The sequence below is a fragment of the Micromonospora arida genome, from assembly GCF_003857035.1.
Taxonomy (GTDB): Bacteria; Actinomycetota; Actinomycetes; order Mycobacteriales; family Micromonosporaceae; genus Micromonospora; species Micromonospora arida.
Genome location: NZ_QGSY01000084.1, coordinates 1 through 26,277, shown reverse-complemented (window position 1 = coordinate 26,277; position 26,277 = coordinate 1). Strand labels below are relative to the sequence as shown.

21 protein-coding genes are annotated in these 26,277 nt (G+C 72.1%); 9 read left to right on the top strand and 12 right to left on the bottom strand.

Annotated elements, in window-relative coordinates; genetic code table 11:
- The 4 genes from DLJ58_RS03035 to DLJ58_RS03020 all read right to left on the bottom strand — a co-directional run.
- On the bottom strand, positions 1 to 401 hold a 401-nt coding region (locus tag DLJ58_RS03035), incomplete at its 3' end, for a DUF3263 domain-containing protein (RefSeq protein WP_148097972.1).
- A gap of 110 nt (positions 402 to 511) precedes the next feature.
- Positions 512 to 1,528: an ABC transporter permease subunit gene (locus DLJ58_RS03030; RefSeq protein WP_124853744.1), complete on the bottom strand. Its 1,017-nt coding sequence runs from the start codon at positions 1,526 to 1,528 to the stop codon at positions 512 to 514.
- Positions 1,525 to 2,535 carry an ABC transporter ATP-binding protein gene (locus tag DLJ58_RS03025; protein WP_124853743.1) on the bottom strand — a complete coding sequence of 337 codons (1,011 nt, stop codon included), beginning with the start codon at positions 2,533 to 2,535 and terminating at the stop codon, positions 1,525 to 1,527. Before DLJ58_RS03025 ends, DLJ58_RS03030 begins: the two co-directional genes overlap by 4 nt.
- Before the next feature lie 121 nt (positions 2,536 to 2,656).
- Positions 2,657 to 3,442: a DeoR/GlpR family DNA-binding transcription regulator gene (locus tag DLJ58_RS03020; protein ID WP_053654382.1), complete on the bottom strand. Its 786-nt coding sequence runs from the start codon at positions 3,440 to 3,442 to the stop codon at positions 2,657 to 2,659.
- Between the two features lie 200 nt (positions 3,443 to 3,642).
- On the opposite strand from DLJ58_RS03020, the gene DLJ58_RS03015 reads away from it, so the two are divergent.
- The 3 genes from DLJ58_RS03015 to nagA are packed head-to-tail and all read left to right on the top strand — an operon-like array spanning position 3,643 to position 6,640.
- Positions 3,643 to 4,572 (top strand): SIS domain-containing protein, encoded by a 930-nt coding sequence (locus tag DLJ58_RS03015; RefSeq protein WP_124853742.1) that lies wholly within the window; start codon positions 3,643 to 3,645, stop codon positions 4,570 to 4,572.
- A complete protein-coding gene (locus DLJ58_RS03010) occupies positions 4,569 to 5,534 on the top strand; it encodes an ROK family protein (protein ID WP_279635829.1) in 966 nt (321 codons plus the stop codon). Before DLJ58_RS03015 ends, DLJ58_RS03010 begins: the two co-directional genes overlap by 4 nt.
- A complete protein-coding gene (gene nagA / locus DLJ58_RS03005; RefSeq protein ID WP_124853741.1) occupies positions 5,531 to 6,640 on the top strand; it encodes an N-acetylglucosamine-6-phosphate deacetylase in 1,110 nt (369 codons plus the stop codon). The genes DLJ58_RS03010 and nagA overlap by 4 nt, the downstream gene beginning before the upstream one ends.
- A gap of 337 nt (positions 6,641 to 6,977) precedes the next feature.
- Here nagA and DLJ58_RS03000 read toward each other — a convergent pair whose 3' ends face one another.
- Positions 6,978 to 8,201, bottom strand: coding sequence for a DUF4032 domain-containing protein (locus DLJ58_RS03000; protein WP_208740817.1), 1,224 nt, complete (start codon positions 8,199 to 8,201; stop codon positions 6,978 to 6,980).
- 119 nt (positions 8,202 to 8,320) lie between these two features.
- Between DLJ58_RS03000 and DLJ58_RS02995 the strand changes: the two genes are divergently transcribed.
- A complete protein-coding gene (locus DLJ58_RS02995; protein ID WP_208740819.1) occupies positions 8,321 to 9,058 on the top strand; it encodes a phosphatase PAP2 family protein in 738 nt (245 codons plus the stop codon).
- Positions 9,059 to 9,069: 11 nt separating this feature from the next.
- A complete protein-coding gene (locus DLJ58_RS02990; RefSeq protein WP_124853738.1) occupies positions 9,070 to 10,305 on the top strand; it encodes an APC family permease in 1,236 nt (411 codons plus the stop codon).
- A gap of 19 nt (positions 10,306 to 10,324) precedes the next feature.
- Here DLJ58_RS02990 and DLJ58_RS02985 read toward each other — a convergent pair whose 3' ends face one another.
- From DLJ58_RS02985 to DLJ58_RS02970, 4 genes are read right to left on the bottom strand one after another with little or no spacing between them, the layout of a single operon-like run.
- Positions 10,325 to 11,110 carry an ABC transporter permease gene (locus DLJ58_RS02985; RefSeq protein WP_091403035.1) on the bottom strand — a complete coding sequence of 262 codons (786 nt, stop codon included), beginning with the start codon at positions 11,108 to 11,110 and terminating at the stop codon, positions 10,325 to 10,327.
- Positions 11,107 to 12,096, bottom strand: coding sequence for an ATP-binding cassette domain-containing protein (locus tag DLJ58_RS02980; RefSeq protein WP_124853737.1), 990 nt, complete (start codon positions 12,094 to 12,096; stop codon positions 11,107 to 11,109). Before DLJ58_RS02980 ends, DLJ58_RS02985 begins: the two co-directional genes overlap by 4 nt.
- A gap of 31 nt (positions 12,097 to 12,127) precedes the next feature.
- Positions 12,128 to 14,980: an AfsR/SARP family transcriptional regulator gene (locus DLJ58_RS02975; RefSeq protein ID WP_124853736.1), complete on the bottom strand. Its 2,853-nt coding sequence runs from the start codon at positions 14,978 to 14,980 to the stop codon at positions 12,128 to 12,130.
- A 50-nt stretch (positions 14,981 to 15,030) separates the two neighbouring features.
- Positions 15,031 to 17,013: a potassium channel family protein gene (locus tag DLJ58_RS02970; RefSeq protein ID WP_244218757.1), complete on the bottom strand. Its 1,983-nt coding sequence runs from the start codon at positions 17,011 to 17,013 to the stop codon at positions 15,031 to 15,033.
- Between the two features lie 95 nt (positions 17,014 to 17,108).
- Between DLJ58_RS02970 and DLJ58_RS02965 the strand changes: the two genes are divergently transcribed.
- From DLJ58_RS02965 to DLJ58_RS02950, 4 genes are all read left to right on the top strand, one after another.
- On the top strand, positions 17,109 to 17,597 hold the full coding sequence (locus DLJ58_RS02965; protein WP_124853735.1) for an MSMEG_6728 family protein: 489 nt from the start codon (positions 17,109 to 17,111) through the stop codon (positions 17,595 to 17,597).
- Positions 17,598 to 17,621: 24 nt separating this feature from the next.
- Complete coding sequence (locus tag DLJ58_RS02960; protein ID WP_124853734.1) at positions 17,622 to 19,175, top strand: FAD-dependent oxidoreductase; 1,554 nt, start codon at positions 17,622 to 17,624, stop codon at positions 19,173 to 19,175.
- Positions 19,176 to 19,242: 67 nt separating this feature from the next.
- On the top strand, positions 19,243 to 20,451 hold the full coding sequence (locus DLJ58_RS02955) for a hypothetical protein (protein WP_124853733.1): 1,209 nt from the start codon (positions 19,243 to 19,245) through the stop codon (positions 20,449 to 20,451).
- Between the two features lie 247 nt (positions 20,452 to 20,698).
- Positions 20,699 to 21,142, top strand: a complete 444-nt coding sequence (locus DLJ58_RS02950) for an HNH endonuclease (protein ID WP_124853732.1) — start codon at positions 20,699 to 20,701, stop codon at positions 21,140 to 21,142.
- Between the two features lie 71 nt (positions 21,143 to 21,213).
- Here DLJ58_RS02950 and DLJ58_RS34405 read toward each other — a convergent pair whose 3' ends face one another.
- The 3 genes from DLJ58_RS34405 to DLJ58_RS02935 form a co-directional block, all read right to left on the bottom strand.
- Positions 21,214 to 22,848 (bottom strand): serine/threonine-protein kinase, encoded by a 1,635-nt coding sequence (locus DLJ58_RS34405; protein ID WP_244218756.1) that lies wholly within the window; start codon positions 22,846 to 22,848, stop codon positions 21,214 to 21,216.
- Between the two features lie 129 nt (positions 22,849 to 22,977).
- Positions 22,978 to 23,745: an enoyl-CoA hydratase/isomerase family protein gene (locus tag DLJ58_RS02940; protein WP_124853731.1), complete on the bottom strand. Its 768-nt coding sequence runs from the start codon at positions 23,743 to 23,745 to the stop codon at positions 22,978 to 22,980.
- A 224-nt stretch (positions 23,746 to 23,969) separates the two neighbouring features.
- Positions 23,970 to 26,277: M4 family metallopeptidase (locus tag DLJ58_RS02935; protein ID WP_124853730.1), on the bottom strand; the 2,308-nt coding region annotated here is incomplete at its 5' end.

Here is a 26,277-nt window from a genome sequence, read left to right as displayed (position 1 = left end):
CGGCGGTTGCGGGCTCGTGAGGAGCGCAGGCGGCGGAGTCGGCTGATCAGCACCGGGTCGGCAGCGAGGGCTGCCGGATTGTCCAGCAGGCCGTTGAGCAGCTGGTAGTACCGGGTCGACGAGATTCCGAAGGTGTCCCGGACGGCCTGCTCCTTGGCGCCGGCGTGCCGCCACCACTGCTGCTCGAAGGCGAGGATGGCTCGCTCCCGCTCGGTCAGCCCCGGCGCCGGATCAGCGGGATCAGTGGGCTGCGCCGCCTCGTCGGCGGGTGGCGCGTCGGCGGTCTCGATGGACGGCGCCGGTCGGGGGTTCGGGACGGTCGGCCCGGCAGCACCCACGGCCTCACCCGGACGAGCGCCGATGGACGGCTCGGGGGCGGCCGGGGAGGTGTCGGCGGACATGTCGTTCAGCCTAGTCAGCGGCGACCAGGGACGCAGCAGGCGGCGCGGCCGGTCCGTACCGCCGGGAACCCCGACGGCCGGGCCGGCCGCGCCGCGTCACTTCGGTCAGGTCAGGAGATGTCGCGGCGGCGCATCGTCCACAGCGCCGCCCCGAGGATCACCAGCACCGAGACCGAGAGCAGAACGGAGGACTGCTGCCAGGTGATGTCCATGGTGGCCGGCTTGCACTCCCCGTAGTAGGTCGCGTTGCAGGAGTCCCAGTCCTGCAACGTGACCGTCTTCGTCATCCAGGCCAGGATGTACGTGGGCAGCAGCCATGCCTCGGCGAACCGCACGCTCGCCATCTCCAGCAGGATGCCCAGACCGAACTGGCCGACGACCATCACCGCCACCACGCCACCGAGGGCCATCGCGGTGTGCCGACCCAACGAGGCGAGGGCGAAGCCGATGGTGGTGAGCACCAACACCAGCGCCACTCCGCGCAGACTGGTCAGCAGGAACGACTGCCAGACCCCGGAGGTCATCTTCTCGGTGCTGCCCCGGAATGTGGCGACCGCCCAGAACCCGGCGAACCACAGCACCGCGGCCGGGACCGTCACCGCCAGGATGCCGGTGAGCAGCGCAGCCAGCTTGGTGAGCAGTACGGTGAGCCGCTTCGGCCGCCAGAGCAGCAGGTTCATCATGCCGCCGGTGCTCCACTCGGCCCCGACGAAGGACGCGCCGACGACGAACCCGACCAGGGCGAGGATCGCCGCGAACGGGATCAGCGTCTCGTCGAACGTCTCCTTGAAGTTGAACGTCGAGGGCAGGAACCACTCGGCCTCGATCTGGTCACGGGACGGGGCGGTGATCACCGAGCAGTCGTCCGGGTAGCGACCGTCGGTCGCCGTACCGGCCGTCTTGGCCTTCTCGCACTCCACGCGCTCCTGCTCGCTCCAGCGCACCTGCTCCTGGTACTGCTGGTCGGCCTGACGCTCGGCCCGAGCGAGCTGACCGGCGTCGATCTTCTGGTTGGTGAAGAACACCCCGACCACCACCGCGACCAGCACCAGCAGGCCGAGCAGCGTCGAGTAGCGGGTGAAGCGCCGCTTGGTGAGCCGGCGCAGCTCCGTACGAAAGAGGCTCACGCGCCCCACCCTCCCCCGGCGGGACCGGGCTGACCCGTCCCGCCAACCTTCGTGGACTCGTCGACCTGCCGGTGCTGACCGGGCACCGGTGCGGTGGCGGTCAGTTCGAGGAAGACGCTCTCCAGATCGACGGCGATCGGCGCCAACTCGCTGACGTAGAGGTTCTTCTCGGCGAGCAGCCGGGTCACCGAAGCCGGCTTGTCGACACCGGTCAGCATCAGGTGGTCCGGGTGACCGGTGACCCGGATCCCCGCCTGGGTCAGCGCCTCGGTGGCCACCGGCAGGTCGCTGACCGCCTCCAGCCGGATCCGGACCGCACCGGACGAGTGCTGCGCGAGCACCTCGTCGACCGGACCGAACGCGACCCGTCGGCCCAGCGAGATGATGGTGACCGAGTCGCAGATCAGTTGGATCTCACCGAGGATGTGGCTGGACAGCACCACTGTCATTCCGGACTCGGCGAGGGTGCGCATCAGCGTGCGCATCTCCCGGATGCCGCCCGGGTCGAGGCCGTTGGCCGGCTCGTCGAGGATGAGCAGCTTCGGGTTCTTCAGCAGGGCCGAGGCCACGGCGAGCCGCTGCTTCATGCCCAACGAGTACGTCTTGACCCGCTCGCCGGCCCGGTCGCGCAGCCCGACGAGTTCCAGCACCTCGTCGACCCGGACGGCCGGCACCTCGCCCGCACCGGCGAGCAGGGACAGCGTGTCCCGGGCTGTGAAGTGCGGGAAGAACTGCGGGCTCTCCACTATCGCGCCGACCTGACCGGCGACCGTGGGCAGCGCGTCGGGAACCTCGTGCCCGAGCAGCGCCATCCGGCCACCGTCGGGTCGGATCAGGCCGAGCAGGGTACGCAGCGTAGTGGTCTTGCCGGACCCGTTGGGGCCCAGGAAGCCGTGCACCTGCCCCGCGTCGACCCGCATGTCGAAGCCGTCGAGCGCGTTGCGGGTGCCGCGTCGACGACTCTTGTACGTCTTACGTAGACCTTCGATCTCCAGGACAGCTGGCAAGCTGCACCTCCCCCGATGGGTGGGCGTGACAGCCGACACCATACGCGGTATGCAGGAGCGCGCAATACGCGGTATGCATCGACGCGCCGATCAGGCTAGTTCATCGACGGAGCGTGACCTCTCAGGCGCAGACGACCTGTACGCCGGCAGCGCGGAACGCGTCCACCACCTCCGGCGCGGCACCGGAGTCGGTCACCAGCGTCTCCACCCGCTCGACAGGGCAGATCCGGGCGAAGGCGTGACCGCCCAGCTTGGACGAGTCCGCGATGATCACCACGCGCTTGGCTCGGGCCACCATCAGGTTGTTCATCGCCGCCTCCCCCTCGTGGTGGGCGGCGGCGCCGAGCTGCGGGTCGATCGCGTCCACACCGAGCAGGGCGACGTCCAGGGTGACCTCGCGCAGCAGCGCCCCGCCCAGCGGGCCGACCAGCTCGAACGACTTCGGGCGCACCACGCCGCCGGCCACCACGACCTTCATCCGGGACCGGACCAGCAGCTCGTTGGCGATGTTCAGCGCGTTTGTCACCACTGTGAGCTGGGCACCCTCGGCGCTGGTGTTCAGATCCGGTCGCACGGCGAGCGCCCTCGCCACCTCGGTGCTGGTGGTGCCGCCGTTCAGGCCGACCACGGTGCCCGGCGTGACGAGCGCGGCGGCGGCGGCCCCGATCCGCTGCTTCTCGGCCGAGTGCTTGGCCGTCTTGTAGCGCAGCGGCAGGTCGTACGACACGCCGTTGGCGACCGCGCCGCCCCGGGTCCTCGTGATCATTTGCTGCTGCGCGAGCTGGTCGAAGTCACGCCGGATGGTGGCCTGGGAGACGTCCAGCCGCTCGGCTGCCGCCTCGACGCTGACCCGGCCGTTGTCGGTCAACATTTCGAGCAGGGCGTTCCATCTGGCGTACCGGTCCACTGCGGGGGCCCTCCCAGCAACTGCACGGACGGTGATTGATTGCGTGCACAGTAGTGCGCGAAACTAGGCTGGCGCAAAAGACTGACCTGCGCGATCGGCCAGCCGGTTGCCATGGTCACCCGCGTTCGCGCAGAATAACGCGCGAAATGCGGGTCTAACGAGCCGTATTGCGCACCGATCGGCCCTGCGAGGAGTTTCCCATGGCGTACGTGGACGCGGAGATCGCGAGCCAACCCGACTGCTGGCGGGAGGCGGCCAGGCTGGCCGAGATCGTACGCGGTGACCTGCCGCGCCGCGGGGAGCGGGTCGCCGTCGTCGGTTGCGGCACGTCGTGGTTCATGGCGATGGCGTACGCGGCCCGCCGCGAGCAGGCCGGCCACGGTGAGACCGACGCGTTCCAGGCGTCCGAGTTCCCCTCCGGCCGCCGCTACGACCGGCTGATCGCGATCACCCGTTCCGGCACCACCACCGAGGTGCTGGAGCTGCTCGCCGCGCTGCGCGGGCGGACACCCACCACAGTGATCGTCGGCGACCCCGCGTCCCCAGCGGTCGAGCTGGCCACCGCCACCGTCGCCCTGCCCTTCGCCGACGAACGGTCGGTGGTGCAGACCCGCTTCGCGACCACCGCACTGGCCCTGCTCCGGGCCCAGCTCGGCGACCCGGTGACAGCGCTCGCCGCCGACGCCGAGGTGGCGGTGCGGTCCCAGCTGCCGATCGACCCTGCCACCATCGAGCAGGTCACCTTCCTCGGTCGGGGGTGGACGGTCGGGCTGGCCCAGGAGGCGGCGCTGAAGTGCCGCGAGGCGGCCACCTTCTGGGCCGAGGCGTACCCGGCGATGGACTACCGGCACGGTCCCATCTCGGTCGCCGCGCCGGGCCGGCTGGTCTGGGCGTTCGGTGAGCTGCCCGACGGGCTGCCCGAGGATGTGGCGGCCACCGGCGCGGCCTTCGTGCACAGCCGCACGCACGGCTGGCGCACGGTGCTGGGCAGTTGGTCTGCCGGCCGTACCCCGGTCGATCCGATGGCCGACCTGATCCTGGCCCAGCGCTTCGCGGTCGCGCTGGCCACCAGCCGGGGCCTCGACCCGGACGCGCCCCGCCACCTGACCCGGTCCGTGGTGTTGGCGTGAGCGCTGCCGTGAGCGACGACCGCGTGGTCGTTGCGCTGGACGTCGGCGGCACCGGCATGAAATGCGCCCTGGTCCGACCGGACGGCGTCGTGGTGCGCACCGAACGGCACCCCACCGACGCCGCGCGGGGCCCGGACGCCGTGCTCGGCACCATCCTGGACGTGGCCGGTGGGCTGGCCGACAAGGCCCGCGCCGACGGGCTCACCCCGATCGCGGTCGGCATCGCCGTGCCCGGGGTGGTGGACGAGGCACGCGGCGTGGCGGTCTGGTCGGCGAACGTGGGCTTCCGGGACGTACCCCTGCGGGACCTGGCCGTGCAGCGGCTCGGCCTGCCGACGGCGCTCGGCCACGACGTGCGTGTCGGTGGTCTCGCCGAAGCCCGGCTCGGCGCCGGACGCGGCACCGGGCACGTGCTGTTCGTGGCCATCGGCACCGGCATCGCTGCCGCGCACGTCGTCGACGGCACGGCCGCGGTGGGGGCCCACGGCGCCGCCGGGGAGATCGGCCACATCCTGGTCCGGCCCGACGGTCCGCGCTGCGGCTGCGGCCGCCCCGGCTGCCTGGAGGCGGTCGCGTCGGCCTCCGCGATCGGCCGCCGCTACGCCGAACTCGCTGGCGACACCGCTGACGCCCCGGTGACCGCGGCCGAGGTGGCCGACCGGGCAGCGGCCGGTGAACCGCTCGCCGGCCAGGTCTGGCAGGAGGCGATCGAGGCGCTCGCCGATGGCCTCGCCAGCGGGCAGGCGCTGTTCGACGTGGCGACGGTAGTGCTCGGCGGCGGCCTGGCCCAGGCCGGGGACCGGCTGCTGACTCCGCTGCGGGCGGCGCTGCATGAACGGATGACCTTCCACCGGGAGCCGCAACTGGTCGCGGCAGCCCTCGGCGACGAGGCCGGTTGCCTCGGTGCCGCCCTGCTCGCCCTGGACGCCGTGGGTGTCCGTGACCATCAGGAGAAGCGATGACCGTACGGGTGAACGGCCGAGTGGTGACCCCGACCGGAGTCGTCCGACAGGGCTGCGTCGAGTGGGACGGTGATCGGATCACAGCCGTGGCCGAGTATCCGTCGGTGCGCGACGGGCACTGGATCGTGCCCGGCTTCGTCGACATGCACACGCACGGCGGTGGCGGGCACACCTTCACCACCGGCGACGCCGACGAGGCCCGCGCGGCGGCCGACTTCCACCTCGCCCACGGCACCACCACGCTGCTGGCCAGCCTGGTCAGCTCACCCTTTCCGCTGATGCGCACGGCCACCGAGGCGTTCGCCCCGTTGGTCGACGAGGGCGTGTTGGCGGGAATCCACTTCGAGGGGCCGTACCTGTCGTCCGCCCGCTGCGGCGCGCAGAACCCGGAGCACCTGCGTGACCCGTCGACCGACGAGCTGACCGAGCTGATCGAGCTGGGCCGGGGCGCGATCCGGATGGTCACCCTCGCGCCCGAGCGCGACGGCGCGCTGGAGGCGATCAAGCTGCTCACCGCGCAGCGGGTGGTCGCGGCGGTGGGCCACACCGACGCCACGTACGAGCAGACCCGCGCCGCGGTCGCCGCCGGCGCGAGTGTCGGCACCCACCTGTTCAACGGGATGCGGCCGGTGCACCACCGTGAGCCCGGGCCGGTGGTGGCCCTGCTCGACGCGCCCACCGTGATCTGCGAGCTGATCGCCGACGGGGTGCACCTGCACGACGGAATGCTGACCTTCGTCACCGCGACCGCCGGCCCGGACCGAGCCGCGCTGATCACCGACGCGATGGCCGCCGCCGGAATGCCCGACGGCGAGTACGAGTTGGGCGGCCAGGCCGTCACCGTCGCCGACGGGGTGGCCCGACTCGCCCGCGACGGCGCGATCGCCGGCAGCACGCTGACCATGGACGCCGCACTGCGGCACGCCGTGAACGCCGGAATCCCGATCGCCGACGCCGCACGGATGGTGGCCACGACCCCGGCACGGGCCATCGGCCTGGGTGACCGGGTCGGGTCCCTCCAGGTGGGCCTCCGCGCCGACCTGGTGGTGCTCGACGACGACCTCAACGTGGTACGGGTGCTGCGCGGAGGCTCCTGGGTGGAGTGACGGGGGCGTCCCCGTCGCCGCTCGCATCCGCCCGGGTCGTCTCGGCCGGGTCGTCTCGGCCGGCTCCGATGTGTACGCCGCATTGCCTTTGGAGCTGAATCGTTTACGACATCAGCCTCTTGGCGAACGTCGGCCTCGCGCCGACGGGTTCGGCGACCGGACGTGAGCGGCGGCCAGGTCGTCGGCTTCGTCGGCGGCGAGCACCGATTCGTTTGCGACATCAGCTCCAAAGGCACCTACCGCACAATCCCCACAGCACGCTGCGACGATAAATCCGCCTCCGCGCAGCAAGGCGGCGCTCCGGACGAATGACCGTCGGAGCAGGCGGAGGCCCAGCTCAGCCGGCGGCGGGGACCTCGACGCCGAGGACGGCCTGCTCGTCGGGGCGGTGCACCAGCACGTCCGACAGGTACGACTGGACGGCGTGGCGCATCCCGACGTCCCGGCCGGCCTTCTCGGAGAGCAGCCACTTGTGCTCGATGATCTGGGCGAACAGCTCCTGCGGCTCCAGCTTGCGTCGCAGGTTCGCGGGGACGGCCCGGACCACCGGCTCGAAGACCTCGGTGAGCCAGCGGTGCGCGGCCTGCTGCTCGTCGATCAGGTCGCTCTCCGCGCGGTAGGCGTCCAGGTCGTTGAGCAGCTTGCGGGCCTGGTTCTCCTCGGCGTCCAGCCCGGTCAGCCGCAGCAGCCGCCGGGTGTGGTAGCCGGCGTCGACGACCTTCGGCCGAACCAGGAACCGCCCGTCGTCGATTGACGACATGGCCACCTCGGCGACGTCGAAGCCCAGCTCGTTGAGGCGGCGGATCCGGCCTTCGATGTCGTGCCGGGCCTCCCGCTCGATCGCCTGCTCATAGGTGATCTCGTGCCAGAGCCGCTCGTAGCGCTGCACGACCTCCTCGCAGACCACCTCCGGGTCGATGGACTCGTGCAGCAGGCCGGCGGCCTGCAGGTCCAACGCCTCACCGAAGATGTTCACCCGGGCGATCTCCAGGTCCTCGCCGCGCTGGCCGTTGGAGAGCGAGTTGTGCAGGGCACCCGTCTCCGCGTCCACCAGGTAGGCGGCGAAGGCGCCCGCGTCCCGCCGGAACAGCGTGTTCGACAGCGAGCAGTCGCCCCAGAAGAAGCCGGTCAGGTGCATCCGCACGATCAGGGCGGCGAGCGCGTCGAGCAGCCGGCTCATCGTCTCCGGCCGGAGGGTGTGCGAGAAGAGCGCCCGGTACGGCAGCGAGAACTGCAGATGCCGGGTGATCAGCACCGATTCGAGCGGCTCCCCGTCCTCGGTCTGCCGGTCGGCGACGACCGCCACCGCCTCGACCGAGGGAAAGTCGATCCGTTCCAGGGCCCGGAGCAGGTCGTACTCCCGCTCGGCGATCCGCTCGCGGGTCTCCTTGAACGCGTACACGTAGTCGCCCAAGCGGACGAAACGGACGATGTGCCGGGAGATGCCCTGCGGCAGCGCCACCAGGTGTTGGGCAGGCCACTCCTCCAGCGGTGTCGACCAGGGCAGGTCGAGCAGCGCCGGGTCCACGAGGGCAGACGTGATCCGCACGGGCACAAGCATGACGCCTCGCCCTCCGCATCGCCTCACATCGTGGTTGGGCCCACAGCGCCGTACACCCCGGCATCGCGCCGGGCCGGTAGCGTGGTCGCGTGCTCAAACCCACAGCGGTACGACGTGACCTGCGGCTACGGCCCGTCCGCCCGGCCGGCTGGTGGTTCGACGCGCTCCTGCTGGTCGGTCTGGTCGGGTTGACGGTGGCGCTCGCCGCCGACCAGCTCTTCGGATTGGACCGGGCGGTCGCCGACTGGGCCGACGGGCACCGCCCGGCCGCCGCGTACTGGGTCGCCCGGGTGCTGAACTTCCTCGGCCAGGGCACTCCGCTGACGTTGATCGCCGCCGGGCTGGGCGTCCTGCTGGCCGTCCGGCTGCGGTCGGTGCGGCCGATCCTGCCTCCGGTAATCGCGTTCGTGCTGACCAACCTGACGATCGGCCCGCTCAAGATCTGGACCGCGCGGGCGGCACCGAGCGCCAGCGTCAAGGAGCCGTTCCTGACGCCCGAGCAGACCCTGCCGCTGTTCCACGACGACCTGCCGGTGCGGTTCGCCCAGTCCTACCCGTCAGGGCACGTCGCCAATGCGATCGTCTGGTACGGGGTCATCGCGATGCTGCTCGCCCCGCTGGCCCGCAGCTTCGGCCGCCAATTGCCGGCCCGACTCGTCACCGTGATCCGCGTCGTGCCGCCGCTGGTCGTCCTCACCACCACCACCTACCTCGGCTGGCACTGGCTGACCGACTCGGTGGCCGGGCTGCTGCTGGGCCTGCTCCTGGACCGGCTGCTGCACCGGGCACCCTGGGACGGCGTTCCGCTCCCCGGCCGGTTACGCGGATGGGATCGACCGTTCACCTCGTACCCCTAGGGTTCTAGATCGTGAATCGACTGGCGCGGCGGCTGGGCGTACCCGATGCGGTTGTCATCGGGTTGGGCTCGATGCTGGGTGCGGGCGTCTTCGTGGTCTTCGGCCCGGCGGTGGCGGCGGCCGGCGGCGCCGGCCTGCTGCCCGCGCTGGCGCTGGCCGGCTTCGTCGCCTTCTGCAACGCGACCAGCTCGGCGCGGCTCGCGGCCCGTTACCCGGAGTCCGGCGGCACCTACGTCTACGGCCGGGAGCGGCTCGGGCCGTTCGCCGGGTTTCTGGCCGGTTGGGGCTTCGTGGTCGGCAAGACGGCGAGCTGTGCGGCGATGGCGTTGACCGTCGGGGCGTACCTCTGGCCGGGCCAGGCCCGGCTGGTCGCCGTCGGCGCGGTGCTCGCGGTCACCGCGGTGAACCTGCGTGGCATCGGCAAGACCGCCACGGTGACCAGGGCTTTGGTCGCGCTGGTGCTCGTGGTGCTGGCAGTGGTCACGGTCGTCGGCCTGGTGGGTGGGCCGGTGCAGCTGGACCGGCTCGGCGAGCCCGGCGGTTCGGCGCGGGGCGTGCTCACCGCCGCCGGGTTGCTGTTCTTCGCCTTCGCCGGGTACGCCCGGATCGCCACCCTGGGCGAGGAGGTCCGCGACCCGCAGCGGACCATCCCGCGCGCGGTGCCGCTGGCACTCGGAGTGGTGCTCGTGATCTACCTGGTGCTGGCCGTGGTCGCCCTCGGCGTGCTCGGCGCCGACCGGCTGGCCGATTCCGCGGCGCCCCTGGCCGACGTGGTGACCGCCGCCGGGCTGCCCGGCCTGGCGTGGGTGGTCCGCGCCGGTGCCACCATCGCGGTCGTCGGGGTGCTGCTGTCCCTGGTCGCCGGGGTCGGCCGGACCACCCTCGCCATGGCCCGCCGCCGTGACCTGCCCGGCGCGCTGGCCGCCGTGCACCCGGTGCAGCAGGTGCCTCACCGCGCCGAACTGGCGGTCGCCGCCGTGGTGATCGTGGTGGTGCTGCTCGGCGACGTACGCGACGCGATCGGCTTCTCCAGCTGCACGGTGCTCGTCTACTACGCGATCACCAACGCGGCTGCGCTCACCCTCGGCCGGGACCCGGACCGGCGGTTGCCGGTCCGGGTGCTCGCCGGTCTGGGGCTCTTCGGTTGTCTGCTGCTGGCGGTCAACCTGCCGCTGGGCAGCGTTCTCGCCGGCTTCGGTGTGCTCGCCGTCGGTGCCGCCTTCTACGCGCTGCGGGCTCGTCGCTGACCCCGGCCGACGGCCGGAGTCAGCGGCTCAACCGCTGGTAGCGGCGCACGGCCAGCGGGGCGAACGTCGCGATCAGCAGCACCGGCCACAGCACCGCCAACAGCATCGCGTGCTCGGCCGGCCAGGAGTCGCCACCCAGGCCCGGGTTGCCGAACAGTTCGCGGATCGCCGCCACGGTGGCCGACAACGGGTTCCACTCCGAGATCGTCCCGATGACCGGAGGCATCAGCTCGGGCGACACGAAGACGTTGGAGATCGCGCTCAACGGGAACGCCGCTGGAAAGACGATCACACCGACCGTGTCCGGGTTGCGGACCAGCAACGCCAGGTAGATCCCGACCCAGGTGATCGCGATTCGCAGCAGCAGGAGGAGACCGACGGCGAGCAACGCCTTGCCGACACCCTGTCGCCACTGCCACCCGACGAGCAGGCCACACACCAGGAGGGTGGACATCTCCAGCAGGGCACGCAGCAGGTCGGCGGCGCTGCGACCGGTCATCAGGGCGGACCGGGCCATCGGCATCGACCGGAACCGGTCGACCACACCCCGGCTGAGGTCCAGCGCCACGCCGGTCGCGGTGGCACCCAGCCCGTACAGCATCGTCATCACGAAGACCCCCGGCAGCAGGAACTCGCGGTAGCTGCCACCGCCCGCTACCTGCATGCCGCTGCCGAACACGTACCCGAAGACCAGCACGAACATGATTGGCAGCGAGAAGTAGAGGATCAGCTCCTCCGGCGCGCGGACCACATGGGTCATGTTCCGCCTGGTCATCGTCCAACCGTCAGCGATCACAGTGGTCATGCCACGTCCGCCTTTCGTCCCGCCGCCACGGGCTCGCGGCCCTCGTCCGGCCGGTGCCCGGTCAGGTGCAGAAACGCCTCGTCCAACGTCGCGCGCCGCAGGCCGATGTCCTCGACCGCGATCCCGGCGTCGTCCAGCGCGCGAACCACGTCGACCAGGCCGGCGACGCGATCGACCACCGGCACGCTGAGCCGTCGGACCTCCGGGTCGAGTTCGGCGTCCGCACCGCAGATCGGCGCGACGAGGCGGGCCGCCTGGCTCAGCTCGGCAGCGTCACGGACCACCACCTCGATCCGGTCGCCGCCGGTCATCGCCTTCAGCTGGTCCGGTGAGCCCTCGGCCACCACCCGACCGGCGTCGATCACCGAGATCCGGTCGGCGAGCTGATCGGCCTCCTCCAGGTACTGCGTGGTGAGCAGCACCGTGGTCCCGTCCGCCACGAGACCGCGGACCAGGTCCCACACCTGGTTGCGACTGCGCGGGTCCAGGCCGGTCGTCGGCTCGTCCAGAAAGAGCACGCGCGGCCTGCGGATCAGGCTGGCAGCGAGGTCCAGCCGGCGACGCATCCCACCCGAGTACTCACCGGCGGACCGACCCGCCGCCTCGTCGAGCCCGAACCGTTCCAGCAGCTCACCGGCGCGTCGGCGAGCCTCCCGTCGGCTGAGCCGGAACAACCGGCCGAACAGCTCCAGGTTCTGCCGGCCGCTGAGAATCTCGTCGACCGCGGCGTACTGCCCGGTCAGCCCGATCCGGGCGCGCACCTCGTCCGGCCGGCGCAGCACGTCGTACCCGGCCACGGTGGCCCTTCCCGTGTCGAAGCGCAGCAGCGTGGTGAGGATCCGTACGGCCGTCGTCTTGCCCGCACCGTTCGGTCCCAGCAGTCCGTGGACCGTGCCCGGCGGCACGGTCAGGTCGAACGTGTCGAGCGCGCGGGTCGGGCCGTACCGCTTGCCCAGCCCCTCGGCGACCACCTCGAATGTCGTCATGCCCCCAACGGTGGGGCCAAGCGCTGACCGGTCACGCACCGTCCGCTGACGGCGGCGCACCGGCCTTCTCCGCCTCGGTGATCTCCTTCAGGACGAGAATGATCTCGGCACGGGCGGCCTCGCCGACGTACCAGCCGGTGAGCCCGCCGGTCAGCGCCTCCTCGCAGAACCGCCTCGCGGCGGCCAGGTCCCCGCGCACCCGGGCCACCTGGGCGAGGCCGAGCCGGGCGCTGGCCACGAACTCGGGCGCGCCGCTGCGCTGCGCGAGGAACAGCGCACCGGCGAAGTCGTCGTGCGCCCCCGCGAGGTCACTGGCGCGCAGCCTTATCTCGCCCCGGGTACGCAGCATGTCGGCCTGGTCGACGGCCGACCCGAGCGCCTCGACCAGTCCCATGGCCTCGTCCATGTGGGCGCCCGCGGTCTCCGGATCGCCCTGCCAGGCGGCAAGTTCGCCGAGCGCACCGAGCGTGATCATGGTGCCCCACCGATCCCCGGTGCCGCGGAAGCCGTCGAGCGCTGTGGCCAGCGCGGCCCTGGCCCGGTCCCGTTGGTCGCTCCACATCAGCGCCGAGCCGCTGCCCATCGCGCCCAGCGCGTTGATCCACGGGTCCGGGCCGACCAGCCGTCGCAGCTCCCCCATCAGCTCGTCGACATCCTCGGCACCGCCGGAGGGCGGTCCCGTCGAGATCCCCGACAGGTACAGCAGGAAGGGCTGTCGCGGCGGCCGGTCGAGGCTGCGGATCACGGACCGCTGCGTCCCGAGCGACGGCAGAGAGCCGGAGCCAGCGAGCGAGGCGTTGTAGACGCAGAGGGCGAACTCCTCGCCCAGCCCCGGTGGCGCCTCGGTGCCGAGCAGTTCGAGGACGTCCGCGGCGAGCCGCGCCCCTTCCCCGCGCATGCCGCGCAGCCACCAGTAGAACGACAGGGCCGCGACCATTCCAGCCGCGTCGGACGCGTCACCGGCCGCCGTGGCCCGGCGTAACGCCGCGTGCAGGTTGTCCCGCTCCGCGTCGAGCCGTCGCAGCCAGTGCAGCTGCTCCGCACAGCGGAGGCGGTCGCTTGCGGTCCAGGCGAATTCCAGGAAGTACGCGGTGTGTGCGCGACGGAGCTGATCGGCCTCGCCGGCCTCGGCGAGACGCTCCGCACAGAAGGCCCGCACCGTTTCGAGCATCCGGTACCGGCCACCGGCCATCTCCACGAAGGACTTGTCGACCAGACCGGTGAGCGCGTCGACGAACTCGGCGGTGGGCAGGCCGCAGACCAGCTCGGCCGCCTCCAGCGTGGCCCCACCGGCGAAAACGGTCAGCCGTCGGGCCACTTGCCGTTCGGCGTTGTCGAGCAGATCCCAACTCCACTCGACCACGGCCCGCAGGGTGCGGTGTCGCGGCGACGCGGCCCGGTTGCCCGTCGACAACAGCCGGAACCGGTCGTCGAGACGGGCGGCCACCTCGGCGACGGGCAACGCCCGCAGCCGCGCGGCGGCCAACTCGATCGCCAGCGGCAGGCCATCCAGGCTGCGGCAGATCCGCAGCACCATCTCGACGTTGGCCGGCGTGACGGTGAAGTCGGGTGCGACGTCGGCGGCCCGCTGGGAGAAGAGGCCGACCGCCGCGTACTCGTCGGCGTCCAGCACGGACGCGCCGAGCGGTGGCAGGGTGAGCCCGGACAGCGGGCACAGCGCCTCACCGGCCAGCCCGAGCGGTTCCCGACTGGTGGCCAGGACGCGCAACGCCGGGCACGCACTCAGCAACCGGGCCGCCAGCCGGGCCGCGTCGACGAGGACGTGCTCGCAGTTGTCGAGCACCAGCAGCAGTCGCCGCTCGGCGAGCGCCTCGACCAGCCGATCGGTGGTCTGCCAGCCCGACTCGGCCGGGGCGCGCAGGCCCGCGTCGCGCAGGCCGAGCGCGCTCAGCACCGCCTGCGGAACGTCCGAACCGTCAGCCAGCCCGGCCAACTCGACGAAACGGACCTCCCCGTCGACCCGGCCCGCGGCCTCGATCGCCAGGCGCGTCTTGCCCGCGCCCCCGGGACCGGTGAGGGTGACCAGCCGCCGCTCTCCGAGCAGGTCGCCGACGCGCTTGAGCTCCTCCTCGCGCCCGACGAAGGTGGTGAGTTGACTCGGCAGCACCGATTCGGCCGACCCGCGCTCCTCACCGCGCAGCACCGCCAGGTGGACCGCGGCCAACTCCGCCGACGGGTCGACGCCGAGCTGCTCGGCCAGCGTGTGCCGGGCGTCCTCGAACTCGGCCAGCGCCTCCGCCGGCCGACCGAGTGCCGCCAGGGCGCGCATGAGCTGGCCCCGCGAGCGCTCCCGCAACGGATGCGCGACGACCAGCTCCCGCAGCTCCGCGATCAGCGTGCCGTGTGCGCCCAACGCCAGGTCCGCCTCGATCCGATCCTCGATGGCGGCCAACCGCAGCTCGTCCAGCCGGGCCGCATGGGCGGGTGCGCCGGCTGCGCCGATGGCATCGGCCAGGGCGGGACCACGCCACAGCTCCAGCGCCTCGCGCAACACCGTCGCCGCCCGGTGCCAGTCGCCATCGACGAGCGCGCGACGTCCCGCCTCGGCGAGCCGTTCAAACCGGTACGCGTCGACATCGTCGGGGTCCACGGCCAGGCGATAACCGGCCGGATGAAACTCGACCGGGTCGTGCTCGGCGGGCAGGGCCTGGCGCAGCCGCGACACCTGCGACTGGAGGGCGTTGGCCGCGCTCCGAGGCGGTTGCTCGCCGTACAGGCCGTCGATCAGCCGCTCCGCGGAGACCACCCGGCCCGCGTCGAGCAGGAGGAGCGCCAGCAGGGCGCGCAGCCGCGGACCGCCCACGGGGACCTCTCGCCCGTCGGCCAGCACCACCTGGGTCGGCCCCAGGATGCGGAAACGCATGCCATGGATTGTCGCCCACTGCCGGTCGGTTCTGGCCGCGCCGGGTGGCGTCAGCTCACCTCGCCGGTCCCGTCATGCCGGCGGGTCAGCTCGAACTCTTCAGGTGGGCCGCCATTGGTCGTCGAAGAGGCGGCCCCGGTGGGATGAACGGGATGCGCCGCGCCGGGTGCGGACGCTGCGACCCCGGAGTCCGTCGGGCCGGGCACCGGAGGAGACGCCGCCGCCGGGGTCTTCAACCCGCCGGGGACCCCGCCCGGCCGAGGGACCGGGACCGGGTGGGCCGGCGGGGCGCACTGCCGAGTCAGCCAGTCCAACCCGCGCCGTCGGGCGACCACGGTCAGCCGGTCACCGGCGAAGATCACCTGCCGGGGATCCAGGTCCTTCCACCAGATGGTCTTGGCGCCGCCCGCCGGGGTGCGGGCGATCAGCCGGACCTGCCCGTCGCGGTTGACCACACCCAGTGGTCGGCCGTCCAGCTCGGAACCTGCGGCGACCGGCACCTCGGCGACCGGCAACGCGTGCCGGTCGACCGGGATGGTGGTGATCACAGCGCGTTCGGTGAGCGCCCCGATGAAGGCCGGGGCGGCCAGGTAGGAGACCGAGCGGGACACGCCGAGCGCGAAGGTCTCCTCCACCCGTTCGGCGAAGTCACCGTCGAAGAACCGAAGCACCACGCGCAGGTCGGCGCGGAGGTCGCGGGCAGCGAGCGCCGCCTCCAGGTTGGCCACGTCGTCGGTGGACGCCACCACCAGCGCCTGGCAGTCGGCCACCGAGGCGGCGACCAGCGTCTCCGGCAACGCGGCGTCGCCGACGATCAGCGGCACCTCCAGTTGGCGGGCCAGGGCGGCACCGCGCGGTTCCGGATCCTTGTCGACCGCCACCACCTCGACGTCGTACTCGCGCAGCTGCGCCATCACCCGGGTGCCGACGTTGCCCAAACCGATCACCACCACGTGCCCGACCCGCGCGGGTTGCAGGCGGCCGGTGTGCAGGGCCAGTCGGGCGTTGACGATGCCGTCCACCACGACGGCGGTGATCAGTGGGATCAGCGCCAACCCGGCCAGGTTGAGCACCACCTGCATGATCTGGGCGTCCGCCGCCTTGGTGGTGTCCGGGTCGGCGCCGCTGAGCGTGGTGACCAGCGTCAGGTACAGCGCCTCCAGCGGAGAGACGTCCTCGGCACGGGAGATCAGCGCCCCCAGCACCGCGATCAGCGCGAGCACCGCCATCACCGCTATGCCGATCTTGCGGGTGGCGAAGCCACGTACCGCCCCCAGCACCACCGCGACCGGACGACGCCGCCGACGTGCCCGGACCAACCGGCGGGCGGCGACCTCGGTGCCCGGTGGCTGACCGGTCGCCTCGGCGAGCACCAGGTCGGCGCCGGCCTGCTCGGCAGGCAGCAGCTCCACCCCCTGCGTCTCGCTGAGGTGCGCCAACGCACAGACCACGTCCTGCGGTCGGACGTCGGCCCGCCGCGCCACCCGCAGCGTCTTCTCCCGATGCTGGAAGGAACTCGGGTCGACCTCGTTGAGCGCGGCGGCCACGAAGGCCGGCGCGGCCATCTCAGCGTCGGAGAGCACCTCGACCGGGGCCTTGAGCAGTTTGCGTACGCCGTCGGCGAGGGTGCCGTTGAACATCCGCAGCACCTGGCGGACCCGCTGGTCGACAGCCTGGGCGCAGAGCGCGGCGTGCAGGTTGCCCACGTCGTCCTGGTGCAACAGGGCCAGCCCGGTCGCGCCGGCCAGACCGGCGGCCTCGAAGGCGGCCACGTCCAGCCGATCAGAGCGGACCACGCGGACGCCGCGCAGCCCGGCCACGTCCGGCCCGTTGCTGCGGTAACGCTCCGGCACCACGACGGTCACCCGGGCCCCACCCGTCGGCAGCTCGGATTCGAGCATCGCCCGGGCCACGTAGTAGGCGAGCGCGTCCTTGCCACAGATCACGTAGTGCGGGCGAGGATCACCGACGGACCGGAGCCGCCAGTTCCACTCGACCGCCCGTCGCGCCCGGTCCCGCCACGGCTCCGCCATGCCCGGATCGTAATCAGCACGGCCACGGTGGGCGACCCCGTCCGGATCATCCCGTGCCCAGGTATGTCCGCCCCGGCGACGGGTAGAGCAGCGACATGCAGACGTTCCTCCCGTACCCGGGCTTTCTGGCCAGCGCCCGCACGCTGGACCAGAAGCGGCTCGGCAAGCAGCGGGTGGAGGCCATCCAGGTGCTGCGCGGGCTCACCCGACCCGGGTACGGGTGGCGCAACCACCCGGCGGTGAAGATGTGGGCCGGGTACGAGGAGGCGCTCGTCCGCTACGGGCTGGACATGTGCGCGGTCTGGACCGAGCCGGGGCGGGCCGACACGTGCGCCACCACGATGACCGTCGACCTCGCCGACGCATGCGGGGCCGGCGTGATCCGGACCCAGGACGAGCTGGCCCGAGCCGGTGAGCTGCCACCGTGGCTGGGCCGCGACGACCTGCACCTGAGTCACCGCTCGTCGCTGCTGCGCAAGGACCCGACGCACTACCGCCCGCTGTTCGGCGAGGACGTGCCGGAGGATCTGGAGTACGTCTGGCCAGCCTCCGACCGTCCCCGCCGTTGCTTACCAGCCGACTGACGCAAGGTGGGGCAGACTAGGCCCATGGCGCTGTCGCAAGTGGTAGGTCGGCTGATCGGCGTACGGCAGCACCAGGTGGACCCGGGCGGCGGTGGCGCCGACCGGGTGCCGCGACCGACCACGGCGCTGGTGGTGGGTGGCGGCATCGCCGGGATGTCGGCGGCGGTGGTGCTGGCCGAGCGGGGTGTGGCGGTCACGGTGCTGGAGGCGGCACCCACCCTCGGTGGTCGACTGGGCGCCTGGCCGGAGGCGCTCGCCGACGGCAGCCAGCAGAACGAGCACGGCTTCCACGCGTTCTTCCGGCAGTACTACAACTGGCGGTCCATCCTCCGCCGGATCGACAGTGAACTGGGCTTCCTCAAGCCGATTCCGGGCTACCCGATTCTCAGCGAGCAGTGGCCGACCGAGGAGTTCGGCAGGTTGCCACCCGCGCCGCCGGCGAACCTGCTGGCGCTGCTGCTGCGCAGCCCCAGCCTGCGCCTGGCCGACCTGCGACTGATGGACCGGGACGCGGCGCTGCCGCTGCTCAGCTACGACCCGGTGCGCACCTACGCCGAGCTGGACGACACCACAGCCGACGAGTTGCTGGCGTCGCTGCGACTGCCGGACCGGGCGCGGGCGATGCTGTTCGAGGTCTTCTCGCACTCGTTCTTCAACCACGAGGCGGAGATGTCGGCCGCCGAGATGGTCGCCCAGTTCCACTTCTATCTGCTCGGCAATCCGGAGGGGCTGGCCTTCGACTGCCCCGACGAGGACTACGCCACGGCGATCTGGGAGCCGCTGACCCGGCACGTGGAGAAGCACGGCGGCCGGGTCCTCACCAACTGCGCCGCCACCGGGGTGCACCGCGACGCCGAGGGCTGGCGGGTGACGACCACCGACGGCGGCAGCCATCCGGCGGGTCACGTCGTGCTCGCCGTCGATCCGCCGGCGCTCGCCGCACTGGTGGCGGCCTCCCCGGACCTGGCCGAGCAGGCACCCGAGCTGGCGAAACGGATGCCGGCCTTCGGCACCCCCGGCCCGCCGTACGCGGTGGCGCGGTACTGGTGTGACGGGGACGTGGCCGCCGATCGGGCGGTGTTCAACGGTGTGTCCCGCCAGCCCACTCTGGACTCGGTGACGCTCTACCACCGGCTGGAGAACGAGCCGCGGCGCTGGGCGCAGCAGACCGGCGGGTCGGTCATCGAGCTGCACGCGTACGCCTGCGAGTCCGGCGTGCCGGCCGAGGAGCTGGCCGAACGGATGCGCCGCGAGCTGGTCGCGCTCTGGCCGGAGGCCGGCGACCTGCGGGTCCGCGAGCTGCGCGCCCGGGTGGAGGCGCAGGCACCGGCGTTCACGCCGGGCAGCCACGCCTGGCGACCGGGGGTACGCACCGACGCGAACGGCCTCTACCTGGCCGGCGACGGCATCGCCACGGACTTCCCGAGCGCGTTGATGGAACGCTCGGCGGCGACCGGGATCATCGCCGCGAACCACATCCTGCGCGCGGAGGGCGGCGCGGCCGAGCCGGTGCGCTCGATCCGACCGCGTGGCCTGCTGGCCGGTCGCACCGGGCCAAATCGACAAAACACAACATAAGCCACCGTACGCTGCCGTACGCTCGAATGATCAACCGTCGATCGGCCGGGCGGGAGGGCAGCGGAAGATGTCACCACTGCACCGCGCCGGCGCGGAGAACGGTTCGTCGATCGACGAGATCGGCCGCGACGACGCGTACCCGCTGATCCGCGACGAGCGCGCCTGCATCGTCACCGCCCTCCGGCTGGGTTGGTGGATGGCGGACGCCTACCACCACGGGCAGCACGCGGAGCCCCGCGCCTTCGTCGAGGCCCGCCCGGCCGTACCGCCGGCAAAACTCTCCAACCTCACCGAGATGTCCGCCCACCGTCGGATGCGGATGTACCTCGACGGGGTGGACGTCGCCCTGGCCCAGATCGCCGACCTCACCCGGCACACCGGGCCGGTACCGGACACGTCGGCCGCTCGGGCCCTGCTCCCCGACCTGGGCCAGCCCGACCCCGCCGACCCGGTGCCGCTGCTGCTCGCCCTCGACGACCTCAACGTGGAGGTGCTGCGCTGGGCGATGGCCGCCAACCATCGGGTCGGGCTGGCCTACCGACTGGGCCGTTCCGTGGCCGACACCGTCCGAGCCGGCGACGTCACGCAGTTGCTGCGCCAGTTCGGCGGCCGACAGGTCCAGATCAGCAGATGGCTGGACGAGTTGGCCAGCGTGCTGCCGCCGTACTCGGCCGCGGTGGTGCGCCGCTCGCTGGCCGCCTGGGCGAGCGCGGTCGACCGCGCCGGCCACGGGGACCCGGCCGAGCCGACGCCCGCCACCCTGAGCCGGGCGCTGCGCGGCCAGGGTGACCTCTGGCGCGACGTGCTCACCGGCGGCCTGCACCCCCGCGACCTGCTCGACGAGGAGGACTACGCGGTGATCGCCAGGAACCTGATCATCCGAGACCGGCGACTGGTGGCGCAGGCGGCCCGGGGCATCTTCTGGCCGGTGCTCGTACCCCTGCTGCTGGTGCTCTTCGCGGTCGTCGGGGTGAGTGCCGCCGCGGCCGCCGGCTCACCGACAACCCGGGCCACCGTCGCCCTGGTGGGCCTCGGCGCCGGGCTGGCCGCGATCTGGCGGTCGGTCTCCGGGCCCGCCCTCACCGTCGCCGGTGAGGTCAACCGGCCGCTGCTGGACAGCGAACTCACCGCACGGATGGCCCTGCGGCTGAACCGGCCGCTGACCGCCGCCCAGGTCTCGGCCAAAGCAACTCCCCGCACCCGTCGCCAGCGGCGTCCCGACGAGGCCGGCCGATCGAAATACGTTGCTCCTGTCTCCCGGGTCGACCTACCGTGAGCGCGCAAGGTCAACCACCACCGCGGGAGCAGTTCATGACGACGTGGCACGTCAGCACCGTGCTGTCGACGCTGCCCGGTGACGGTTACCGAGCGGAAGGTCCCCGGGCGGGCCGGCCCGACTGACGCGTATCCGTACGCGCCGAGCCGCCCCGTCCGACAGCCGGACCGGGCGGCTTCTTGCTGTCCGTCCCTCATCGCCTCGTTCGTCGTCGCCTTGTTCGTCTTCAGCACGGAGGGAGATTCCGGTGGAAGCCGTCCTCGTCATCAACGCCGACCTCGGCCCGCTGCACCGGGTCACCGTTCAACACGCTGTCCGCATGCTCTGCCGCCGGGTGGCCGAGATCCACGAGGCCGAGCCGGACCGGGTGATCGGGGTCTTCCCGATGCCCCGGGTGGTGCGGCTGGTCCGCTTCGTGGTCACCCGGTGGAGGTTTAACTCCGGGCCGGCCTGGTCGCGCGCCGGTGTGCTGCGCCGCGACGACCGGTGCTGCGCGTACTGCGGCAGCCCGGCCTCCACCATCGACCACATCCTGCCCCGCTCGCGCGGCGGCCGGAACACCTGGCGAAACACCACCGCCGCCTGCTACGCCTGCAACCAGCGCAAGGGGGACCGGACGCCGGCGGAGGCGAGCATGCCGCTGCGTCGGGAGCCGGTGAACCCGGGCTGGGCGGCTCTGGGCGGGCGGTGACGGACCGGCCGGCGGGAACGGGGGGCCGCGTCCCGGGTACGTCCCGAGGCGCGGCACCCGCCGGCCCCCGATCAGACGTCGCGTTCCTTGACCTTCGACTTCAACTGGCCCTTGGGGCAGTGCACCCGGATCTCGCTGCGGTGCTCCGCGGAGGTCAGCACGACCACGATGCGCTCCGCCGGCCCCGGGTCGTACGCCTCGGCCCGGAAATCAGGCGCGAGCACCACCGCGAGCACCTCGACCGTGTTCCCCACGCAGCGAGCGGTGACCGTCCCACCGCGCGCGTCGACGGGTACATCGGCGGCAGCGGTAGGAGTCGGCGCGGGCCTGGTCGGAGTCGGACCTCCAGTGGTGGTGATCGGGTCGGGCGCCGCTGTCCCGCCCGGACCGGTCGGGGGGCCGGTCCGGGTAGCGGCCGGGGCCTTCCTGGTCGGCGGTACGGCGGACGGTCTGGTGTCGACCGCGTCGGTCGGCTCCTCGGTGCGCGGCATCCCCACCGTGGTGGTGCCCGGGCCGGTACCGGTCGGCGCGGCACTCTCTCCGGGCCGACGATTGCCGAAGTCGCCGAGCGACCCGGCCAGCGCCACTGCGGCGATCACGGCCCCGCCGACCGTCAGAATGGCCCGACCCCGACGCCACGGCCCGCGTCTCATCGGCCCCGCCGATTCGCCGGTCGGCCCGGCGCTGGTCGGTTCGGCGCTGCTCGGCTCGGCGCTGGTCGGCTCGGCGCTGCTCGATTCGGCGCTGCTCGATTCGGCGCTGCTCGATTCGGCGCTGGTCGGCTTGGCGCTGCTCGGTTCGGCGCTGGTCGGCTTGGCGCTGGTCGGCTTGGCGCTGGTCGGCTTGGTGACGGCTGCCGCTGGTTCGGCGGCAACGGCAGCCGCCTCGGGCACGGCTGCGCTGGCGGCGGAGAGCAGGATGCGGGCAGCGTCGGCCGCCGACGGTCGGTCGGCGGGGTCGCCGGCCAGGCACCAGCGGTAGAGCCGGTGCACCTCGGGCGGTACGCCGTCGATCGGGGGCAATGGGTCCGGCTCGAGGTGCGTGTGCGCGCGGAGCGCCCCGGTCCGCGCCTCGGCGGGCCACGGGGACCGGCCGGTGAGCACCCGGTACAGCAGCAGGCCGAGGGCGTACACGTCGCTTGCCGGCAGCACCTCGCCGGCCTGCAACCGCTCGGGTGCCAGGTACGCGGGCGTTCCCAGCAGTCGCCCCTCGAAGTCGACCTCCGGCGCGCCGGCGGCTGCCGCGATGCCGAAGTCGAGCACCTTCGCGCCGGTCGGCGTGAGCATCACGTTGCCCGGCTTGATGTCGCGGTGCACCAACCCCTGCTCGTGCGCGGCGGTGAGGGCCGAGGCCACCTCGGCGCACACCCGCAGACCGGCGCGCGGCGGCAACGGTCCGACCACCAACCGGTGTTCGAGGGTGTGACCGCCGAGCAACTCCATCACCACGAACGGGACCTCGGCATCGTCCACCGCCGACTCGCCGTAGTCGTAGACGCTTGTGACGTGGGGATGCGACAGCCGGGCCGCGGCCTTGGCCTCACCTCGGATCCGCTGTCGGGCGTTGGTGTCCGAGGCGACCATCACCTTCACCGCCACGTCCCGTTCGAGCACCTCGTCGTACGCCCGGTGCACCGCCGACATGCCGCCGCTGCCAAGGCGCTCCAGGAGCCGGTAGCGGCCCGCAAGCAACTGATCACGCTGCACGACTGACAGCCTGCCGTACCGGCTTGAGAATCGGGTACCCGGGATCGAAATATCGCGATGAGTGGGACCAGAATTGACCATCGGCCCGGGTGGCTCTGCTTGTCATGGCTCCCGCGGCAACCGAGGCGTTCAGTCGTCGGTCGGTGGCCGCCAGGCGAAGCGGGGCTGCCGGCGTTCGGCGATCGCCGCCACCCCCTCGCGGGCCTCGCCGGTCGTCGTCACCTTCCGGTGCCACCAGGCGATCCGCGCGGGCTCGGCCCGCTCGTCGATGATCTCCTTCGCGGCGGCGATGCTCAGCGGCGACCGCTGGGCGATGGTCGCGGTCAACTCGTCCACCCGCGCGGCGAGCCGGTCGACCGGCAGCACCTCGTCGACCAGGCCGATCCGCAGGGCGCGCTCGGCGTCGATCAGCTCGGCGGTGAACAGCAGATGCTTGGCGGCGGACGGGCCGACCAGCCGGGCCAGCCGGCGCGTCGTGGGTGCCGGATAGACCAGCCCGAGCCGAGCCGGCGGTACGCCGAAACGGGAGTCGTCCGCGGCGATCCGCAGGTCGCAGGCGACCGCGAGTTGAGCCCCGCCGCCGACGCAGGCGCCCCGGATGGCCGCAATCGTCGGCTTGGCGAACCGGGCCAGCCGTTCCTCGGCGGCGACCGCGATGCTGGCGTCACCGGCGTCCAGCAACTCGGCCAGGTCACCGAGGTCGGCACCCGCGCAGAAGGCGTCGCCGGCGCCGGTGAGCACCAACGCCCGTACGTCGGGGTCGGGTTCCAGCCGGTCGAGCAGTTCGGGGAGCTGACGCCACATGGCCGCTGTCATCGCGTTGCGCCGGGCCGGGTTGTGGATCACCACGGTCGCGACCGGTCCGGTCACCTCGACGGTCAACTCCGCGTCCGACACGTCCGCCCCTTCCCACGCACCCGTTCGACGACGCCGATCTGACGAGCCGACGCTGTGCACCAGTGCGGCGACACTAACGGCGCGGCGATTGGTCAGACCACGCGGACCGCCCGAAGCAATCTTGGACAGTTTCCGTCAGCGCTGAACGGAAACTGTCCAAGATTGCCGGCACCGCACCGGCGAGCCCAGCGACCACTGTGAGGGTCGCTGGGCTCGTGGTCAGATCAGGAGACGGTGAGCGCGGTGTCGTCGACCACGAAGGACGTCTGCAGCGAGGAGTCCTCGGTGCCGGTGAACTTCAGGCTGACGGTCTGGCCGGCGTACGCGGCCAGGGAGAAGGACTTCTGGCTGTAGCCGGTGGCCTTGTTCAGGTTCGAGTAGGTCGCCAGGGTGGCCAGAACGGTTCCGCTCGAGTTGAGCACCTGCACGTTGAGCTTGTCGTAGGCGACGCTGCTCGTGGTCTCGGCGGAGTCGATGTGCAACCAGAAGCTGAGGGCGTACGACGCGCAGCCGGCCGGCAGGCTCACCGACTGGGCGAGCGTCTCGGTGCGGGTGCTGCCGTACCCGTTCAGCCATGCCTTGTACGACCCGGTGCGGGCGGCCTGGCTGCTGGAGCTGGTGATGACGCCGGAGCTTGCCGTCCAGCCGGTCGCGCCGGACTCGAAGCCCGGGTTGGCCAGCTTCTGCCCCGGAGCGGTGCAGCCGCCCCCGGTGCCGTTCACGGTCAGCTGGTAGGTGGCGCTGCGGGTGACCGCGCCGGCACCGTTGACGGTGATCGAGTACGTGCCGGGCGGGGTGCTCGCCGAGGTGCTGATGGTGAGGGTGGACGAGCCGCCCGAGGTCACCGAGGCGGGGCTGAACGCGGCGCTCGCCCCGCTGGGCAGGCCGGACGCGGAGAACGTCACCGTCTGCGCCGAGCCACTGGTGGTGGCGGTCGACACGGTGGTGGCGGCGGAGCTGCCCGGGTTGACCGAACCGGCGGTCGGCGAGAGCGCGACCGAGAAGTCGTTGCCGGTCGAGCAGGCCGAGTCGCTGCCGGCCACGTTCACCGCGGTCCAGGCGGCCTGCACGGCCTTGTACTCGGTGGAGCAGCTTCCGTAAAGGTCGGTGGCCGCCCGCAGGCTGTACGCGCGGGAGGTGTTCGCCGGGTTGCTGGTGCTGACGTACGACGTGTTGGAGGTGAAGTAGACGTCAAGCGCCCGGTACCAGATCTTCTCGGCCTTGGTCCGGCCGATGCCGGTCACCGCGGGGGCGGAACCGCAGACCGGGGAGGTGCCGTACGAGGTGGCGCCGGTGCCCTCGGCGAGGTTGAAGAAGAAGTGGTTGGCCACGCCGGAGGAGTAGTGCACGTCCTTGTTCTTGGTGCTGGTGGACCAGCAACTGTCGGACGAGCCGTCCAGCGACGGGTTGTACATGTAGCGCAGCGGCGTGCCGTTGTTGTTGATGTTGATCTTCTCACCGACCTGGTAGTCGCCCGGGTCGCTCGGCGCGGCGGCGTAGAACTCCACCATGTTGCCGAAGATGTCGCTGGTGGCCTCGTTGAGGCCGCCGGATTCGCCGGAGTAGACCAGGCCGGCCAGCGCCTCGGTGACACCGTGGCTCATCTCGTGCCCAGCCACGTCCAGCGAGACGAGGGGGCGGGAGTTGCCGGAGCCGTCACCGTAGGTCATCTGGGCGCCGTCCCAGAAGGCGTTGACGTAGTTGTTGCCGTAGTGCACCCGGCTCGGCACGCCGCTGCCGTTGCCGAAGATGCCGTTTCGGCCGTGCGTGTTCTTGAAGTAGTCGAACGTCTTGGCGGCGCCGAAGTGCGCGTCCACCGCGGCCGACTGCCGGTTGGAGGAGGCTCCGGTGCCCCAGGCGTTGTCGGCGTCGGTGAAGGTGGTGCAGCTCGACGTGCCGTTGTTCATGTCACAGGTGCGGCCGTTGCCGCGCAACGGGTCGATCATCTGGTACGTGCTGCCGGAGAGCGTCGTGTCGATGCTGACCGTGCCGGTGTAGATGCCCTGGCCGCTGCCGACCACCGACTCGATCTCGTCGTACGACCCGACGGTCGCGCCGGTGGTGGCGTCGGTGATCACGTGCAGCCGGGACGGGGTCTGCCCGTCGGGCTGCCACCCACTGACCACGGTCTCCCAGGCCAGTCGCCCCTGCCCGGAGCTGGCGTCCACGAACAGTTCCGGCGTGCCCACCGCCTCGGCCTTACCGGCGAACCGGGCGCTGGCGGCCTTCTTCGCGGCCGCCGCGGTGGTCCTGGCCGAGGTGGCGAGGGTCAGCGGCGCGGCCAGACCGACCGAACTGCCGGCGTACGTGCCGTTCGGCGCGGTGTGGATGACGAAGTCACCGCCGTACACCCGCAGGCCCTGGTAGGTCCTGGTGTAGCGGGTGTGGGCCGCGCCGCTGGGGTCCACCTTGGTGCTGCGCACCTGGTAGGACTCCGCGCTCGAACCCTGGACGGCGCCGGGGTTCGCTCGTAGGACGGTTGCCGCTCGGGCCGCGGCGGAGGCGTCCGGCGCGGCCCGAGCGGCAACCGTC

Excerpts from the sequence above, each read along its gene's own strand:
- DLJ58_RS02975 (WP_124853736.1), bottom strand. The coding sequence starts at position 14,980 with ATGCGTTTCCGCATCCTGGGGCCGACCCAGGTGGTGCTGGCCGACGGG.
- DLJ58_RS02955 (WP_124853733.1), top strand. The coding sequence starts at position 19,243 with ATGTCACCACTGCACCGCGCCGGCGCGGAGAACGGTTCGTCGATCGAC.
- DLJ58_RS02965 (WP_124853735.1), top strand. The coding sequence starts at position 17,109 with ATGCAGACGTTCCTCCCGTACCCGGGCTTTCTGGCCAGCGCCCGCACG.
- DLJ58_RS02960 (WP_124853734.1), top strand. The coding sequence starts at position 17,622 with ATGGCGCTGTCGCAAGTGGTAGGTCGGCTGATCGGCGTACGGCAGCAC.
- DLJ58_RS03000 (WP_208740817.1), bottom strand. The coding sequence starts at position 8,201 with ATGCTTGTGCCCGTGCGGATCACGTCTGCCCTCGTGGACCCGGCGCTG.
- nagA (WP_124853741.1), top strand. The coding sequence starts at position 5,531 with ATGACCGTACGGGTGAACGGCCGAGTGGTGACCCCGACCGGAGTCGTC.
- DLJ58_RS02985 (WP_091403035.1), bottom strand. The coding sequence starts at position 11,110 with ATGACCACTGTGATCGCTGACGGTTGGACGATGACCAGGCGGAACATG.
- DLJ58_RS02980 (WP_124853737.1), bottom strand. The coding sequence starts at position 12,096 with ATGACGACATTCGAGGTGGTCGCCGAGGGGCTGGGCAAGCGGTACGGC.
- DLJ58_RS02970 (WP_244218757.1), bottom strand. The coding sequence starts at position 17,013 with ATGGCGGAGCCGTGGCGGGACCGGGCGCGACGGGCGGTCGAGTGGAAC.
- DLJ58_RS03015 (WP_124853742.1), top strand. The coding sequence starts at position 3,643 with ATGGCGTACGTGGACGCGGAGATCGCGAGCCAACCCGACTGCTGGCGG.